The sequence below is a fragment of the Haloglomus salinum genome (assembly GCF_024298825.1).
Lineage (GTDB): Archaea > Halobacteriota > Halobacteria > Halobacteriales > Haloarculaceae > Haloglomus > Haloglomus salinum.
Genome location: NZ_CP101153.1, coordinates 1,941,976 through 1,956,478 on the forward strand (window position 1 = coordinate 1,941,976; position 14,503 = coordinate 1,956,478).

A 14,503-nucleotide genomic window follows, 5' to 3' on the forward strand; every position below is an offset into this window, starting at 1 on the left:
GTACTGGACGAGATACGTCGGCTCGTGGTCGTCTGCGTCGGCACCCGACTTCCGGGCTTCTCGGCCGCGTCGGGCCGCTCCGGCTGCTGTTCGCGGGGGCCACCTCACGTCCCTCGCCACGCGGAGCGTCATCCCCCGTCAGGGTCCTCGATTCCGGCGCCACTGCGCCCCTCGCCGCCCGCGAACCGGTCGGCACCGGCCTCGGCCGTCCGCAGCACGCGCGAGCCGTGCCAGCCCTCCAGCCCGAGGCCCTGCTGGAGCGGCGTCCCGATACCGTCGTAGACGGCGTCGCGGTCCGAGAGCATCGTGTCCTGCGGGAAGTCGGCCAGTTGTTTGCCCAGCTCGACGGCCGTCTCCAGGGCCTCGCCCTCGTCGGCGAGCCGCGTCGCGAGCCCCCACCGCTCGGCGGTCTCGGCGTCGACCGCGCGGCCCGTGAGAATCATGTCCAGCGCGCGCCCGAGGCCGACGATGCGGGGCAGGCGCTGGGTCCCGCCGTCGACGAGCGGCACACCGAAGCGCCGCTCGAAGCAGCCGAACGTCGCCCCCTTCGCGGCGACGCGGATGTCGCACCAGCACGCCATCTCGATGCCGCCGGCGACGCAATGGCCCTCGATGGCGGCGATGACGGGCACCTCGCAGCGCGTGCGGGTGAACCCGAGCCATCCCTCCGGCGAGTCCTGCAGGTCCATCGCCTTCAGGTCCGCACCCGCCGAGAAGGTGCCCTCCGAGCCCGTGAGGACCGCCACCTTCGCGTCGGTCTCCTCGACGCGGGTGAACGCGTCCAGCAGGTGCTGGCTGGTCTCGTAGTCGATGGCGTTGCGCCGCTCCGGCCGGTCGACGGTGACGACGGCGACCGGGCCGTCACGCTCGTAGTGGACGGGGCCGTCGTCACCGTCGAGGTCGTGGTCGCTCACGCGCCGGGAGACGGGGGCAGGGGTGTTAACTCCGGCGTGGGTGGTGACGGTGGTGGATGCCTCCAACCGGTCGGTGGAGGCAGTCGGACCATCCACCGGGCAGACCCGTGCTAGCACTGCTCGTGGCATGCTTATGCGTTCGCGAGTCCTACACGAAAGTTAGTGTAGAATAAGATGTATCTACTGGCAAATGCAGCCGTAAAGGACTTCGAGAGCTGGAAATCGTCGTTCCACAGTAACGAATCCTACCGCGCCGAGCACGGAGAACGGGGGTATCAGGTCTTTCAGTCCGCCGACGACCCGAACGAGGCTGTCGTCCTCTTCGAGTGGAGTGACGACGAAGACCCCCGTGCGTTCTTCGGCTCCGAAGAAATGCGTGAGCGAATGACGGAGGCAGGCCTGGTGGCCCCTCCAGAGATGACTGTACTCGAGTTAGTCGAGGAGAAGTCGGCTCGACAGCCGTCTGCGTGACCGCACAGACGGATCGACGTATCCTCTCGCCTCCTTCCGTTCGAACAGCGCTAGCTCCGCGGGTTGTTCTTCTCTAATTTCGATAATAACAGATTTAAATGCCTGCGCATGTCTCTAAATGCAAATTCTCAACAATTATAACGAATGCTCTAAAAATATTCGGGTGGTGGCGCGGTCGGATTCCTCTGATTCTCCTCAGTCGTCCTCGGTGATGATGTCCGCGGAGAGTCCCTGCGCCATCCGGATTTCCTTCGAGTTGTTCAGCGTCCACGCGGTGCGGTCGGTGACAGCCTCGATGATTTCGCGGGCGGAGGGGTAGCCGTTGCCGGACTTCTTGACGCCGCCGAACGGCAGTTGCACCTCGGCCCCGATGCACGGGAGGTTCCCGTACGCCAGCCCGAGTTCCGCGTGGTCGCGGTAGTAGTTTATCTGCCGGTAGTCCTCGGAGACGATGGCCCCGGCGAGGCCGTAGTCCGTGTCGTTCTGGATGTCGACGGCGCGCTCGATGTCGCCGTCGTACTCCAGCAGCGCGACGTGCGGGCCGAACACCTCCTCCTTGGTACAGCGGAGGTCGGCGTCGGGGTCGGCCTCGTAGACGAACGGGCCGACCCAGTGGCCGTCCTCGTGGCCGTCGGGAATCTCGTCGGCGTCGAGTTCGGTGCGGTCGACGAGGACGTTCACGCCCTCCTCGGCGGCGAGTTCGTTGTACCGCGTGACCTTCTCGCGGTGCTCGCCCTCGATGAGCGGGCCCATGAACGTGTCCTCCTCCAGCGGGTCGCCGACGGCCACCTCGCTCGCGATGTCGACGAATCGGCGCCTGAACTCCTCGTACACGTCGGTGTGGACGATGAGGCGCTCGCTGGAGACACAGCGCTGGCCGGTCGTCTTGAACGACGACATCACCGCGGAGTGGACGGCGATGTCGAGGTCGGCCTCCTCGGTGATGACGACGGCGTTCTTCCCCCCCATCTCGCAGGCGGCGCGCTTGCCCGAGTCCGACCCGACGGCGTCGGCGATGCGGTGGCCGACCTCCGCGCTCCCCGTGAACAGGACCGTCGCCACGTCGTCGGACTGGACGATGGCGTTGCCGGCGTCGCCGAAGCCCTGGACCATGTTGAACACGCCGTCCGGAATCCCGGCGTCCTCGAACATCTCGGCGACGATCTGGGCACACCAGGGCGTCTGCTCGGCGGGCTTCCAGACGACCGGGTTCCCCTCGACGAGTGCGACGGCCATGTGCCAGTACGGGATGGCGATGGGGAAGTTCCACGGCGTGATGCAGCCGGTGACGCCGCGGGGCTTGCGCCGCATGTAGGCGTCCTTCTCGGCGATCTCCGAGGGGATGATGTCGCCGCTGGGGTGGCGGGCGTCGCCCGCGGCCCACTCGACCATGTGCGCGGCCTCGACCACGTCGGCGCGCCCCTCGGATATCTCCTTGCCGCACTCGCGCGTGACGATCTCGCCGAGTTCGTCCGTCCGGTCGCGCAGTTCGTGGTACACGTCCCAGAGGTACTCCGCACGGTCGATGCGCGAGAGCTCGCGCCACTCCTCGTAGGCGTCGGCGGCGGCTGCGACGGCCGCGTCGATGTCGGCGGGCGTGCCGCGGTGGAAGGTTCCCAGCGTCTCGCCCGTCGCGGGGTTCTCGCTCTCGAAGGTCTCGGTGTCGGCGCCGGTTGTCCACTCGCCGTCGATGTAGTGTCGGTACGGGTCTGCCATTGGTCGTCCGTACCGCCCCACCTGTCCAAAGCACCCAGCCGACCATGGGCGGGCCGGACATCCCCGGCGAAGGTTGCTGATTCGTCGTCGGATGGGGTCATCCTCCGACCATGGTCGGGTGGCTGTTCGTGAGCCCGACACACACATGCTCATCCGGAGCGATTCACAACGTATGGCTGCCGTCGAACGGAGCACGACGCGGTTGACCCTCGACCTCTGGCACCCGAACTGCTGGGCTATCGAGGCGACCGGGAAGACCGGCGGTGGAGTACTGGCACACGCGATCTACAACTCGCCCCGGACCGACGGTGACAGCCCGACGTCGGTCCAGGGGCTGTTCACGGCGTTCGGGGAGACCGAGGCCGAGGTCGAACACCTCCTCGACGCCATCGCCGACTCCGAGTACGCCGGCGACCTCTCCGAGTTGCAGGAGCGCTTCGGCCGCGAGCGGAGCGCCCCGGGCAACGTCGTCCGGGAGTTCTTCCTCGAGTACGACCCCGCGGACATGGTCTGCCCGACGCTGCTGGAGTACGGCTTCGTCCACAGCGCGCCGGTCCGCATCGAGAACGGGCGCGAGGAGTGGCAGGTCTGCTTCGTGGACGAGCGCTCGAAGATCGAGGACGCGCTCGATGCGGTCCGCGACCAGGCCGGCGCGGAGGTCGAGGTCGACTCCATCACGACCGGCGAGACCAGTAGCCTCACCACCCGCGACCAGCGCCTCGACACCCTCACCGTCCAGCAGCGGCAGGTGTTCGAGCACGCGCGGCAGGCGGGCTACTACGAGTGGCCGCGCGCGACCTCGACCCGCGAACTGGCCGCCGAGTTCGACGTCTCGAAGACGACGCTGCTGGAGCACCTGCGGAAGGCCGAGGCCAAACTGCTGGACCCCTGAGCGAGCGGTGAGCGTGGCCCGCGCCCGTCAGCGCCCGATGACCGCCCGCAGCGCGAACAGCGCGTTCCCCTTGCGCTCGCGGATGCGACGGTAGAAGTAGGAGAACCACTTGCTCCCGTACGGCACGTACTGGTAGACGGGGTACTCCTCGGCGAGTTCGAACTGGGCGTCCTCCCGGACGCCGGTCAGCATCTGTATCTCGAACGGGGTCCCGTGCTCCGCGTGGAGCTCTTTCGCGAGGTCGATCATCGCCGGGTCGTGGCTCCCGACGGCGACGCCGTCCTCGAAGTGCTCGAACATGTACGCGAGATACTCCCGGTACACCTCGTCGACGCGTGATTTCTTCCGGTAGGAGATGTCCTTGGGCTCCTCGTAGGCCCCCTTGACGAGGCGGACCTTCCCCGGGAGCTCGGCGAGGTGTTCGAGGTCCTCGCGCGTGCGCTTCAGATTCGCCTGGATGCAGACGCCGACGTTGCCGTCCGTCTCGCGGGCGTGGCGCTCGAAGGCGTCCAGTGTCACGTCGGTCGTCGTGTGGTCCTCCATGTCGACCCAGACGAAGCAGTCGGCCGCGTCGACGATGCGCGCGAGGTTCTCCTCGAACGCGTGGTCGCCCACCTCCAGCCCGATCTGGCTCGGCTTCACGGAGATACAGGCGTCCGTGTCCCGTTCGGCCAGCGCCTCCACGAGGTCGATGTAGGCGTCGGCGTCCGCGTCGGCGTCGGCGCGGTCCTCGTAGTGCTCGCCGAGCAGGTTCAGGATGGCGCCGACGTCGCGCTCGTTCAGGTCGTCGGCGTGGTCCATCGCGTCGCCCGCCGTCTCGCCCGCCACGAAGTTGCTGGCGATGGGGGGAATCATACGAATCGAACGTGCCGGACCCTGGTATAACACCACCCGACCAAATCTTCCTGACACGTTAGTGTCGGACACAAGACGGCCGGACCGTCACTGGACGGGTGAATGTGGTCGCTCCCGACCATGGTCGGGCGCTAGTTGAGGCCCGTCTGACGCCCTGTACCAGTAGACAGTATGTCACGAGATACCATCCGGGAACTCGATAGACGGACGCTGCTGACACTCGCCGGGACGGCTGGCATCGCCGGCATCGCCGGCTGTTCCACCACGGATAGCGACGGTGGTGACGGCGGCGGTGGTGACGGCGGCGGTGGTGACGGTGGCGATGGCGGGAGCGGCCCGTACACCATCGGGATGATCGACTCGCTGACCGGCTCGCTGTCGGCGTTCGGCGAGCGAAACCAGCGTGGGAAGGACCTCGCGCTGGCGGCGGTCAACGAGGTCGGCCTCGACGGGCGCGAGCTGGCCATCACCGTCGAGGACTCCGAGAGCGAGAACCAGGGTGGCGTCTCCGCGGCCCAGAAGCTCGTCAACCAGGACCGGGTCCCGTTCGTCGTCGGGGCGGTCGGCTCCGGCGTGTCGCTCGCCATCTACGAGAGCGTCATCAGCGGCACCGACGTGGTCCAGCTGAGTCAGAACTCCACCGGCCTCGGGCTGACCGACTTCCCGGGCCTGCTCCGGATGTCGCCGACGGGTCGCACGCAGGCGACCGCGCTCGCGGACATCATCTCGGGCGACGGCTACGACGAGGTGGCACTCACCTACGTCAACAACAACTACGGGTCGAGCCTCGCCGATGCCTTCAAGAACGCGTGGGACGGCGACCTCGCGTACGACAACCCCCACGACCAGGACCAGCAGTCCTACTCCGGGCTCGTCTCCGAGATGAACGGTTCGGGCGCCGACGCCTGGCTGTTCGTCACCTACCAGGCGGAGTACGCCACGATGGTCAACGAGATGTTCTCGAACGGGTACGAGCCGCAACTGTACGGCGCCGACTCCGTCTCCGGGGACAACGTCCTCGAGAACACGCCCGAGGGGAGCATGGACGGGATGAAGATCGTCGTCCCCTCCGCGCCCGTCGAGGAGCAGAACTACCAGGACTTCGCCTCCGAGTTCGAGAGCGAGTACGACGAGGCCCCGACCGCGTGGTCGGCGTACGCCTACGACTGCGTCGTGACGGCGGCACTCTCCATCCTGGCCGCCGACGAGTTCACCGGCGCGGCCCTCTCGGAGGTCGTCCGCGAGGTGACCCGGCCGGAGGGCGAGCAGGTCACCTCCTTCGAGGCGGGTGCCGAGATCCTCGCCGACGGCGGGGGTGCGAGCGATGTCGACTACCAGGGAGTCAGCGGCCCCATCGACCTCGACGAGAACGGTGACCCGGTCGGATTCCTGCAGATCACGGAGGTCCAGAACCACTCCTACGAGGGCATCGGCTTCATCGAAGGCTGAAGGGGAATGGTGCTCGACCTACTCGCCAACGGGCTGGTGTACAGCAGCATCATCGTGCTGGGGAGCATCGGGCTCTCGCTGGTGTACAGCATCGCCGACTTCGCCAACTTCGCCCACGGCGACACGATGACCGTCGGTGCCTACTCGGCGCTGGTCACGTTCGGTGCGGTCGGCGGTCTCGGTGGCGCGATACTCGGACTCCCGTTCGGGTTCTTCGTCGCGCTGGTCGTCGGTATCGCGATGGCCGCCGTCGTCGCCGTCGTCACGGAGAAGGTCGTCTACGAAGGCCTGGACGTCGGGTCCATCGGCCTGCTCATCACCTCCATCGGCATCGCCTTCGTCTACCGGGCGGTCATCCAGATGGGGTTCAGCTCCGACTTCACTCGCTACGACATCCAGGCACTCCGACCCATCGAGGCACTCCTGCCGTACGGTGTCCGGGTCACGGAGCACGACGTGGCCATCTTCGTCTCGGCGGTCGTGCTGGTGACGGGGCTCCACGTCCTGTTGCAGTACACCGACCTCGGGCGGAAGATGCGCGCGATGGCGGACAATCCCGACCTCGCGCGGGTCAGTGGCATCCGGACCGACCGCGTGAAGCTGTGGACCTGGGTCATCGGCGCCGGGTTGGCCGGCGCCGGTGGCGTGTTCCTCGGCCTCTACGGCCGGCTGGGTCCGCGGATGGGGTTCGACCTGCTGCTGGTCATCTTCGCGGCCGTCATCCTCGGCGGCATCGGGTCGGTGTACGGCGCGATGCTGGGCGGAGTGCTCATCGGGATGGTGAACCAGCTGACACCGCTCCTCTCGGGCGTCGGCGCTCTGGTCCCGATGGTGCCCGACGGCTGGGGCATCGGTCTCGAGTACGCGAACGCTCTTGCGTTCCTCATCATGGTGGTCGTGCTGCTGTTCCGTCCCACCGGCATCGCCGGGGACGGGGAGGGGACCTGAGATGTCGGTCCTCTCCGACCCGAAGGGGTACTGGGCGGACCTGACGCGGGCCGAACAGGGCGTGCTGGCGTTCGTCCTCGGGTTCGCGCTCCTGCTGCTCCTGGGGCTGCTCACCGGTGGCATCGGGCCGTCGTACTTCCTGTTCCTCGTCGGGCTGGCCGGGATGTACGCGCTGCTCTCGTTCGGGCTGAACGCCCAGTGGGGCTACTCCGGACTCATCAACTTCAGCGTCGCCGCCTTCTTCGGCATCGGCGCGTACGGCACCGCGCTGGCGAGCGCGAGCTCGTCGCCGCTGGCCGGGGGCATCCCGCCCATCGTCGGGCTGTTCGTCGCGCTCGCGCTCGCGGGCATCCTGGCACTGTGCATCGGCATCCCCACCCTGCGCCTGCGGGCCGATTACCTCGCCATCGCCTCCATCGGCCTGGCGGAGGTCGTCCGCATCATCATCCTGAACGAAGGGTGGCTGACCAACGGGAGCGCCGGGGTCCGTGGCATCCCGGGCTTCTTCGAGGGCTGGCCGGTGCTGGAGACGTTCCCGGAGACGATGCCGGGTGTCATCGTCAGCTTCCTCCCCGGTCCGGACATCGTGCTGGGGACGCCGTTCTGGCGGGCACTCCTGAACGTAGCGCTCGTGCTCACGCTCGTGGGCATCTGCTATCTCGTCCTGCGGCGGGTCCACCGCTCCCCCTGGGGACGCGTCCTGCGGACCATCCGCTCGGACGAGGACGCCGCCCGCGCGCTGGGGAAGAACACCTACTCGTACAAGATGCAGGCGTTCGTCCTCGGGAGCCTCATCATGGCGCTGGCGGGCGTGTTCTACGCCCACCTGAACCTGTACGTGGGCCCCGGCGACCTCAACCCCATCACGACGTTCTACGTCTGGGTCGCGGTCATCCTGGGCGGCAGCGGCTCGAACCGCGGGGCACTGTTCGGCGGCTTCGTCATCGTCGCCATCCAGCAGGGGACCCGGTTCCTCAACGAGTTCGCGTGGATTCCGGTCGACGTGGCGCCGCTGCGGCTGCTGCTCATCGGCGTGCTCATCGTCCTGCTGATGCGGTTCCGCCCGCAGGGCGTGCTGCCGCCACAGCGCGAACTCATCTGGTCCAGCGTCGTCGACGACGCCCCGTCCCAGCCGGACCGTGGCGTCCGCGGGAGCAAGGCGGGTGAGAGCGATGACTGAACCACGGGACTCCGAATCGGAGTCGGCGGGCGACCCCACATCGGCGGCCGCGGCGGCGACCCAGACCGAGTCGCCCGCGTCGCCCCGGTCCGGGGCCGACCGCTCGAAGGAGGACGTGGTGCTGGAGGCCCACGACCTCGTGAAGGCGTTCGGCGCGCTCGTCGCGACCGACCACGCCACCTTCCAGGTCGAGCGCGGCACCATCACCGGCCTCATCGGCCCGAACGGGGCCGGCAAGTCGACGCTGTTCAACCTCGTCTCGGGCTTCTACGAGCCCGATTCGGGCCACGTCGAGGTGAACGGCACCGACGTGACCGACCTCGAACCGTACGAGATTGCCGACCACGGCCTGATACGGACGTTCCAGACCCCGCGCAAGCTGGAGGGGATGACCGTCCGCGAGGCGATGCTGGTCGGGCCACAGAACCAGCCCGGCGAGTCGTTCGTGAAGCTGTTCACGTCGACCGACGAGGTCCGCGAGCACGAGACACGGAACCTCGCGGACGTCGAGCGCATCCTCGGCGAGTTCGAGATCGACCACCTGGCGACCCAGCCGGCGACGAAGATATCCGGCGGGCAGATGAAGCTGGTCGAGCTGGCCCGCGCGATGCTGGCCGAGCCGGACATCCTGCTGCTGGACGAGCCGGCCGCCGGGGTCAACCCCACCCTGCGGAAGAAGCTCGCCGAGCAGATCCGCCGACTCCACGACCAGGGCACGACCTTCCTCCTCATCGAGCACGATATGGAGTTCGTGATGAGCCTCGCGGACCCGGTCATCGTGCTGGACCGCGGGAGCGTCCTGATGGAGGGGACGCCCGACGAGGTCCAGACCGACGACAGAGTCATCGACGCGTATCTCGGAGGCTGACCATGAGCGAGAATCCACCCACGAACGCGGACGCGGACGGAACCGCCACGGGCGCCGAGGCGGCGTCCACGACCAGCGACGGGGCCGGCACGAGCGCCGGGACCGGTGACACGGAGCCCGTCGTCGAGGTGTCGGGCGTCGACAGCGGCTACGGCGAGGTACAGGTGCTGGACGACTGCTCGCTCCACCTCGGTCCCGAGGAGATCGTCTGTCTCATCGGGCCGAACGGTGCCGGGAAGTCGACGGTCCTCAAGACGGTGTTCGGGATGCTGACCCCGTGGGACGGGACGGTCACCTACCACGGCGACGATATCGGTGGGATGGCGCCCGAGGACATCGTCCGGATCGGCATCGGCTACGTCCCCCAAACTGACAACGTGTTCGGCTCGCTCACCATCGACGAGAACCTCAGGATGGGCGGCGTCGCCCGCAAGGGCGGGCTGGACGAGGTCATCGGACGGCTGTACGACCGGTTCCCGCTCCTCGACGACAAGCGGGAGGCGAAGGCCCGAACGCTCTCGGGCGGCCAGCGCCAGGTGCTGGCGTTCGCCCGGGCGCTGGTGATGGAGCCCGATGTGCTCCTCATCGACGAGCCCTCCGCGGGGCTGGCGCCCAACACCGCACAGGAGGTGTTCGGCCACGTCCAGGCCGTCAACGACCTCGACACGGCCATCCTGATGGTTGAGCAGAACGCCAAGGAGGGCCTGGCCATCTCCGACCGCGGCTACGTCCTCGACCAGGGGACGGTCCGGTTCGAGGACCGCGCCGACCAGTTGCTCGACAACGACGAGGTCGGGCGGCTCTACCTCGGCGGAGCGTGACGGCGCTCGGACGCTACGCCTTCGCTCTCGCTCCGCTCGCCGCCGCCGCGCTCTGGGGCGGGATGTACGTCGTCAGCAAGTGGAGCTTCGAGTTCGTCCCGCCGGTCACGCTCGGCTTCCTCCGGGTCGCGCTCGGCGGTGTCGCGCTGTGGCTCGGGCTCCGGGCCGTCACTCTGCTGCGTCCCGGTAGCCACTCGGGGGTCGACCGGGCCGACTGGCCGGGCGTCGTCGAACTCGGCGGCTGGGTGGCGCTCACCATCGCCACCCAGTTCCTCGGGACGCACCTGACGAACGCGAGCCAGGGGTCGCTGCTGACCGTCCTGACGCCGGTGTTCGTGGTCGTCCTCGGCGCGACGCTGCTCGGCGAGGGCGTCACACGGCTGAAGGCCGCCGGTACTGGCCTGGCGGGGGTCGGCACCGTGGTCGTCCTCGCCGGCCAGTACGAACTCGCGGCCGTCGCAGCCGGCAACGCCGCCGGTGTCGGCCTGCTCGTCCTCGCGAGCCTCGCGTGGGCCGGCTACACCGTCCGGGGCGTGGCCGTCGTCCGGCGCTACTCCGCGCTGACTGCGGCCACGTACTCCACTCTCGCGGCGATACCCATGCTGGGGCTGCTGGCCGCCGCCGAGCTGTGGTATCTCGGGCAGGGGGTCGGCACCATCCCGGTGCGCCCGGCGGCCCTGCTCGCGGTTGCGTATCTGGGGCTGGCCGCGACCGCGGCCGCGTGGTATCTCTGGTACAAGGGCCTGGAGTTCGTCCCGTCGGGGACCGTCGCGGTCTTCTTCTTCGTCCAGCCGGTCGTCGGCAGCGCGCTGGGCGCGGCCCTGCTCGGCGAGCAGGTCGGCCCCGGCTTCCTCGCCGGTGGCGCGCTCATCGGGGCCGGCGTGTGGGTCGTGAGCCGGGACCGCGGCGCCGGTCGCGGGTCGAGCCGGTGACGCACGGCCGACCGGGGCCGACATCTTCAGCAGGGCTCGATTCGTGTTCGGAAAAAAGCCAAACAGGTGTTGAAATTCTGATATTATTGAGGTAGCTCAGAGTTTCAGAAGTTGTGGGCAGTTTTGTAAAGATATCTGGGATTCTATCGGCGTCCCAGCCGTCAGAAGGTCGCCCGTTCGAGGAGCCGCCGCAGGAACGGCGGGCGGCGCGACTCGTGGGGGTAGACAGTGACCGTGGTACAGCCCGGGCTGGGGGCGACCGGCCGGTCGTCGAACAGGGCGTCCCGGACCCCGCCGTCGGACCGCCCTCGTACCAGCAGGTCGGGGGTCGTCGCCCGACCGCCGTCCGTGCGGGTGGTCGCGTCGTGGACCGGAACGCGGAGCAGTTCCGAGAGCTCCGTCCGGTAGTCCTCGACGGTCCGCCGCCGCTCGTCGGTCGACTCGTCGGCGGGGTACCACAGCGAGACCGACCCCTCGCCGGCGGCCGCGACGGCCCCGGCCACGCTCACCGCCAGCGGCGGATACGGGGGCGTCCCGGAGAGGACGACCGCCTCGGCCCCGTCGTAGCCGAGGTTGTCGACCAGCAGTACGTCACAGGGGGCGTGCCGGACGACCCAGTCGATGGGGTCGCCGAGCAGCCGCGAGCGGAGCCGGAGCGGCTCGTGCTCGGCGACGACCGTGTCGACGCCGCGGTCCGCAGCGAAATTGACGACCGCGTGTTTGGTGTCGTGGCTGACGACCTCGTCGGCCTCGACCGCGACGCCGAGGTCGTCGGCCAGCGACGCCATCCGGGCCTCGAACGACCGGTCGGCCGCCGACTGGGCGGCCGCCTCCTCGGTCAGCGGCAGCTGGTCGGGAACCTCCTGGAACCGGACGGCGACGACACGGCCGTCGTCGGGCCGGACCAGGTCGGCGGCCAGCCGGACGAGCGCGCGCTCGCGGTCGGGGTCGCCCGCTTTCGTCAGCGCGACCAGCACCTCGCGGCGCCCCTCGTCCATGGTGGACTCGACCTCGGTGAGCGACTCGCGGCCGACCTGCCGGCGGATGGCGTCGGTCGCGGCGCCCTCCCGGCTGACCCGCGGCCGGACGTAGACGAGGTACCAGGCGATGCTCCCGAGGGTGATGACCACGGCCCCCGCGAGTGCGATGGTCCCCATCTGGGTGAGCAGGCCCAGCCCCGTGACGACGCCGAACAGCTGTACCCAGGGGTAGAGCGGCGACGTGAACTCCGGCTCGTAGGCCGTGCTCCCCTCGCGGAACGCGATCACCGCGAGGTTGATCATCGCGAACACGAGAATCTGGAAGGCGCTGGCCAGCTTCGCGATCTCCATGATGGGGACGAACGCGATGAGCACCAGCAGCACCGCGCCCGTGAGGGTGATGGCGTTGACGGGGGTGCCGAAGCGCTCGCTGACGGCCGACAGCGACGGCGGGGCCAGCTTGTCCCGGCTCATCGCGAGCGGGTAGCGCGACGAGGAGAGGATGCCAGCGTTGGCCGTCGAGACCAGCGCGAGGACGGCCGCGAGGATGACCGCCACCACGCCCGCCTGCCCGAGGGTGGCCTCGGCAGCGACCGCGACCGGGGTCAGCGACCCGGCGACGCTACCGGGGTCGGTCACGCCCACGAGGACCGCCACGATGACCACGTACAGAACCGTCGTGAACGCGAGCGAGCCGAGGATGCCCAGCGGGATGTTCCGCCCGGGGTCCTCGACCTCCTCGGCGACGCTGGCGACCTTGGTGACGCCGGCGTAGGAGACGAAGACGAGGCCGGTCGCGGCGAGCAGCCCGCCGATACCGGCATCGAAGAAGCCGGCGTAGTTGGCCGACTGGACCGCGGGGGCGCTCCCGGCGGCGAACCAGCCCAGTGCCGCCAGCATCACGACCACGATGGCGAGCTGGAGCCGCCCGGTCTGTTTCGCCCCGAAGACGTTCACGAGGATGAGGAGCGCCGCCAGCCCCAGCGCGACCGGCTGCAGCGGCAGGTCGACCAGCAAGAGCAGGTACGGGACGCCCCCGACGAGCGCGAGCGCGCCCTTGAACGACAGCGAGAACCACGTTCCCACGCCGGCGATAGTTCCGAGCAGTGGGCCCATCCCGCGCTCGATGTAGATGTACGTGCCGCCGGCCTCGGGCATCGCCGTGGCCATCTCCGACTTCGAGAGCGCCGCTGGCACCACGAGCAGCCCGGCCAGCGCGTACGCGACGATGACGAGCGGCCCGGCGAGGCCCAGCGCGAGCGCCGGCAGGATGAAGATACCGCTGCCGATCATCGCGCCGATGCTGATGGCCAGCACCGAGGGCAGCCCGAGGTCCCGTTCCAGCTCCTTCATAGCTCCCCGATCACCGTCCTGGTGAGTGCCGAGGTCACACAGACCGGGTCGTGTCCGGCCGCCGCGAACGGCGCCAGCCGGACCGGGTCGTGGACGAGCACGAGTATCCGGTCGGTGCCGAACCGGGTGCCGATCCGCTGTGCGAGCAGGAGGTTGCGACTGTCCGAGCGGGTCGCCACCACGACCGTCGACGCCGCCGCCAGCGCGTCGTCGTCGTCGAACGCCGAGAGTGGGTCGTCGCCCGCGTCGTCCGCGTCCGCCGTCGCGTCGACCAGCTCGACGCTGTGCCCGTCTGCGCGGAGCTGGTCGGCGACGGCGGCGCCGACAGCGCCGCCCAGTACGCAGTACTCGCTCGATTCCGCCTCCTCGGTCCGGCCACCGCCGGTGGGTCGGCTGAGACTCATGATGGGTGTGGGTGTCCCGCGAGCGTTGCCCGCGGGGGCTACTCGACGTTAGATGACGGAAGTGCATAAACTAGCGGATTGAAATGACGGATTGTCATTCAAAAGCTACAAAATGCTCGTACTGTCTTCGAGCATCCGTCGGTCGTCGCGGGCCTCCGGCGGAAACACTGATACGGGATGCGGGCCCGCAGGGGAAGCATGAAGGACGGCGAACTGGATGCGACGGACCGGCGCATCCTCTACCACCTCCAGCAGGACGCGAGACGGACCTCGTCGAGCGATATCGCAGACGAGCTCGACCTCTCCTCGAGCACCGTCCGGACCCGGCTCAACCGGCTCGAGGAGAGCGGCATCATCCGCGGGTACCACGTCGATATCGACTACGACCTGGCGGGTTACCCCCTGTACACGAAGATCATCTGTACAGCCGCGGTCACGGAGCGGGACGAACTCGCCAACCAGGCCCGGGAGATACACGGTGTCACGGCCGTCCGCGAGATCATGACCGGCAAGCGGAACGTCTACGTGAACGCCATCGGGCAGAGCCACGACGACCTCAACCGCATCGCCGGGGAACTCGACGAGCTCGGACTCGATATCGTCGACGAGCAGATCATCCGGGACGAGTACGTCTGCCCGTACCACGGGTTCCTCGACCCGGACGAATAAGTCTGGAAAGCGGTAACTAATCCATCTATTCTGGCCTCAGGAAGGGAGAAT

General features: G+C 68.6%; 14 protein-coding genes. 9 read left to right on the forward strand and 5 right to left on the reverse strand.

Annotated elements, in window-relative coordinates; all coding sequences use genetic code 11:
* Window positions 1-128: 128 nt before the first annotated feature.
* Complete coding sequence (locus NL115_RS09340) at window positions 129-914, reverse strand: crotonase/enoyl-CoA hydratase family protein (protein WP_254832913.1); 786 nt, start codon at window positions 912-914, stop codon at window positions 129-131.
* 174 nt (window positions 915-1,088) lie between these two features.
* Between NL115_RS09340 and NL115_RS09345 the strand changes: the two genes are divergently transcribed.
* The gene (locus tag NL115_RS09345) at window positions 1,089-1,385 is read left to right on the forward strand and encodes a putative quinol monooxygenase (RefSeq protein WP_254832914.1); all 297 of its coding nucleotides are present in this window, start codon (window positions 1,089-1,091) and stop codon (window positions 1,383-1,385) included.
* A 195-nt stretch (window positions 1,386-1,580) separates the two neighbouring features.
* Here NL115_RS09345 and NL115_RS09350 read toward each other — a convergent pair whose 3' ends face one another.
* Complete coding sequence (locus NL115_RS09350; protein WP_254832915.1) at window positions 1,581-3,101, reverse strand: aldehyde dehydrogenase family protein; 1,521 nt, start codon at window positions 3,099-3,101, stop codon at window positions 1,581-1,583.
* Window positions 3,102-3,273: 172 nt separating this feature from the next.
* Between NL115_RS09350 and NL115_RS09355 the strand changes: the two genes are divergently transcribed.
* Entirely contained in the window at window positions 3,274-3,993 is a 720-nt protein-coding gene (locus NL115_RS09355; RefSeq protein ID WP_254832916.1) for a helix-turn-helix domain-containing protein, read from the forward strand.
* Window positions 3,994-4,020: 27 nt separating this feature from the next.
* On the opposite strand, the gene NL115_RS09360 is transcribed toward NL115_RS09355, so the two are convergent.
* Window positions 4,021-4,848, reverse strand: coding sequence for a proline dehydrogenase family protein (locus NL115_RS09360; RefSeq protein ID WP_254832917.1), 828 nt, complete (start codon window positions 4,846-4,848; stop codon window positions 4,021-4,023).
* Between the two features lie 171 nt (window positions 4,849-5,019).
* Here NL115_RS09360 and NL115_RS09365 point away from each other — a divergent pair, with 171 nt between their 5' ends.
* Genes NL115_RS09365 through NL115_RS09390 form a run of 6 tightly spaced genes read left to right on the forward strand, consistent with a single transcriptional unit; the run spans window position 5,020 to window position 11,046 of the window.
* The gene (locus NL115_RS09365; RefSeq protein ID WP_254832918.1) at window positions 5,020-6,297 is read left to right on the forward strand and encodes an ABC transporter substrate-binding protein; all 1,278 of its coding nucleotides are present in this window, start codon (window positions 5,020-5,022) and stop codon (window positions 6,295-6,297) included.
* A 6-nt stretch (window positions 6,298-6,303) separates the two neighbouring features.
* A complete protein-coding gene (locus NL115_RS09370; protein WP_254832919.1) occupies window positions 6,304-7,245 on the forward strand; it encodes a branched-chain amino acid ABC transporter permease in 942 nt (313 codons plus the stop codon).
* A 1-nt stretch (window position 7,246) separates the two neighbouring features.
* Complete coding sequence (locus NL115_RS09375; RefSeq protein ID WP_254832920.1) at window positions 7,247-8,425, forward strand: branched-chain amino acid ABC transporter permease; 1,179 nt, start codon at window positions 7,247-7,249, stop codon at window positions 8,423-8,425.
* Window positions 8,418-9,293: an ABC transporter ATP-binding protein gene (locus NL115_RS09380; protein WP_254832921.1), complete on the forward strand. Its 876-nt coding sequence runs from the start codon at window positions 8,418-8,420 to the stop codon at window positions 9,291-9,293. The genes NL115_RS09375 and NL115_RS09380 overlap by 8 nt, the downstream gene beginning before the upstream one ends.
* A gap of 2 nt (window positions 9,294-9,295) precedes the next feature.
* Window positions 9,296-10,114 (forward strand): ABC transporter ATP-binding protein, encoded by an 819-nt coding sequence (locus NL115_RS09385; RefSeq protein WP_254832922.1) that lies wholly within the window; start codon window positions 9,296-9,298, stop codon window positions 10,112-10,114.
* Entirely contained in the window at window positions 10,111-11,046 is a 936-nt protein-coding gene (locus NL115_RS09390) for a DMT family transporter (protein ID WP_254832923.1), read from the forward strand. Before NL115_RS09385 ends, NL115_RS09390 begins: the two co-directional genes overlap by 4 nt.
* 161 nt (window positions 11,047-11,207) lie before the next feature.
* Here NL115_RS09390 and NL115_RS09395 read toward each other — a convergent pair whose 3' ends face one another.
* Together NL115_RS09395 and NL115_RS09400 are read right to left on the reverse strand one after the other, a co-directional pair.
* Window positions 11,208-13,379 (reverse strand): amino acid permease, encoded by a 2,172-nt coding sequence (locus NL115_RS09395; protein WP_254832924.1) that lies wholly within the window; start codon window positions 13,377-13,379, stop codon window positions 11,208-11,210.
* Window positions 13,376-13,783: a hypothetical protein gene (locus NL115_RS09400; RefSeq protein ID WP_254832925.1), complete on the reverse strand. Its 408-nt coding sequence runs from the start codon at window positions 13,781-13,783 to the stop codon at window positions 13,376-13,378. The genes NL115_RS09395 and NL115_RS09400 overlap by 4 nt, the downstream gene beginning before the upstream one ends.
* Window positions 13,784-13,981: 198 nt before the next feature.
* On the opposite strand from NL115_RS09400, the gene NL115_RS09405 reads away from it, so the two are divergent.
* Window positions 13,982-14,452 (forward strand): Lrp/AsnC family transcriptional regulator, encoded by a 471-nt coding sequence (locus tag NL115_RS09405; RefSeq protein ID WP_254824397.1) that lies wholly within the window; start codon window positions 13,982-13,984, stop codon window positions 14,450-14,452.
* Window positions 14,453-14,503 lie beyond the last annotated feature (51 nt).

Excerpts from the sequence above, each read along its gene's own strand:
- NL115_RS09345 (WP_254832914.1), top strand. The coding sequence starts at position 1,089 with ATGTATCTACTGGCAAATGCAGCCGTAAAGGACTTCGAGAGCTGGAAA.
- NL115_RS09350 (WP_254832915.1), bottom strand. The coding sequence starts at position 3,101 with ATGGCAGACCCGTACCGACACTACATCGACGGCGAGTGGACAACCGGC.
- NL115_RS09355 (WP_254832916.1), top strand. The coding sequence starts at position 3,274 with ATGGCTGCCGTCGAACGGAGCACGACGCGGTTGACCCTCGACCTCTGG.
- NL115_RS09360 (WP_254832917.1), bottom strand. The coding sequence starts at position 4,848 with ATGATTCCCCCCATCGCCAGCAACTTCGTGGCGGGCGAGACGGCGGGC.
- NL115_RS09365 (WP_254832918.1), top strand. The coding sequence starts at position 5,020 with ATGTCACGAGATACCATCCGGGAACTCGATAGACGGACGCTGCTGACA.
- NL115_RS09370 (WP_254832919.1), top strand. The coding sequence starts at position 6,304 with ATGGTGCTCGACCTACTCGCCAACGGGCTGGTGTACAGCAGCATCATC.
- NL115_RS09375 (WP_254832920.1), top strand. The coding sequence starts at position 7,247 with ATGTCGGTCCTCTCCGACCCGAAGGGGTACTGGGCGGACCTGACGCGG.
- NL115_RS09380 (WP_254832921.1), top strand. The coding sequence starts at position 8,418 with ATGACTGAACCACGGGACTCCGAATCGGAGTCGGCGGGCGACCCCACA.
- NL115_RS09385 (WP_254832922.1), top strand. The coding sequence starts at position 9,296 with ATGAGCGAGAATCCACCCACGAACGCGGACGCGGACGGAACCGCCACG.
- NL115_RS09395 (WP_254832924.1), bottom strand. The coding sequence starts at position 13,379 with ATGAAGGAGCTGGAACGGGACCTCGGGCTGCCCTCGGTGCTGGCCATC.
- NL115_RS09400 (WP_254832925.1), bottom strand. The coding sequence starts at position 13,783 with ATGAGTCTCAGCCGACCCACCGGCGGTGGCCGGACCGAGGAGGCGGAA.
- NL115_RS09405 (WP_254824397.1), top strand. The coding sequence starts at position 13,982 with ATGAAGGACGGCGAACTGGATGCGACGGACCGGCGCATCCTCTACCAC.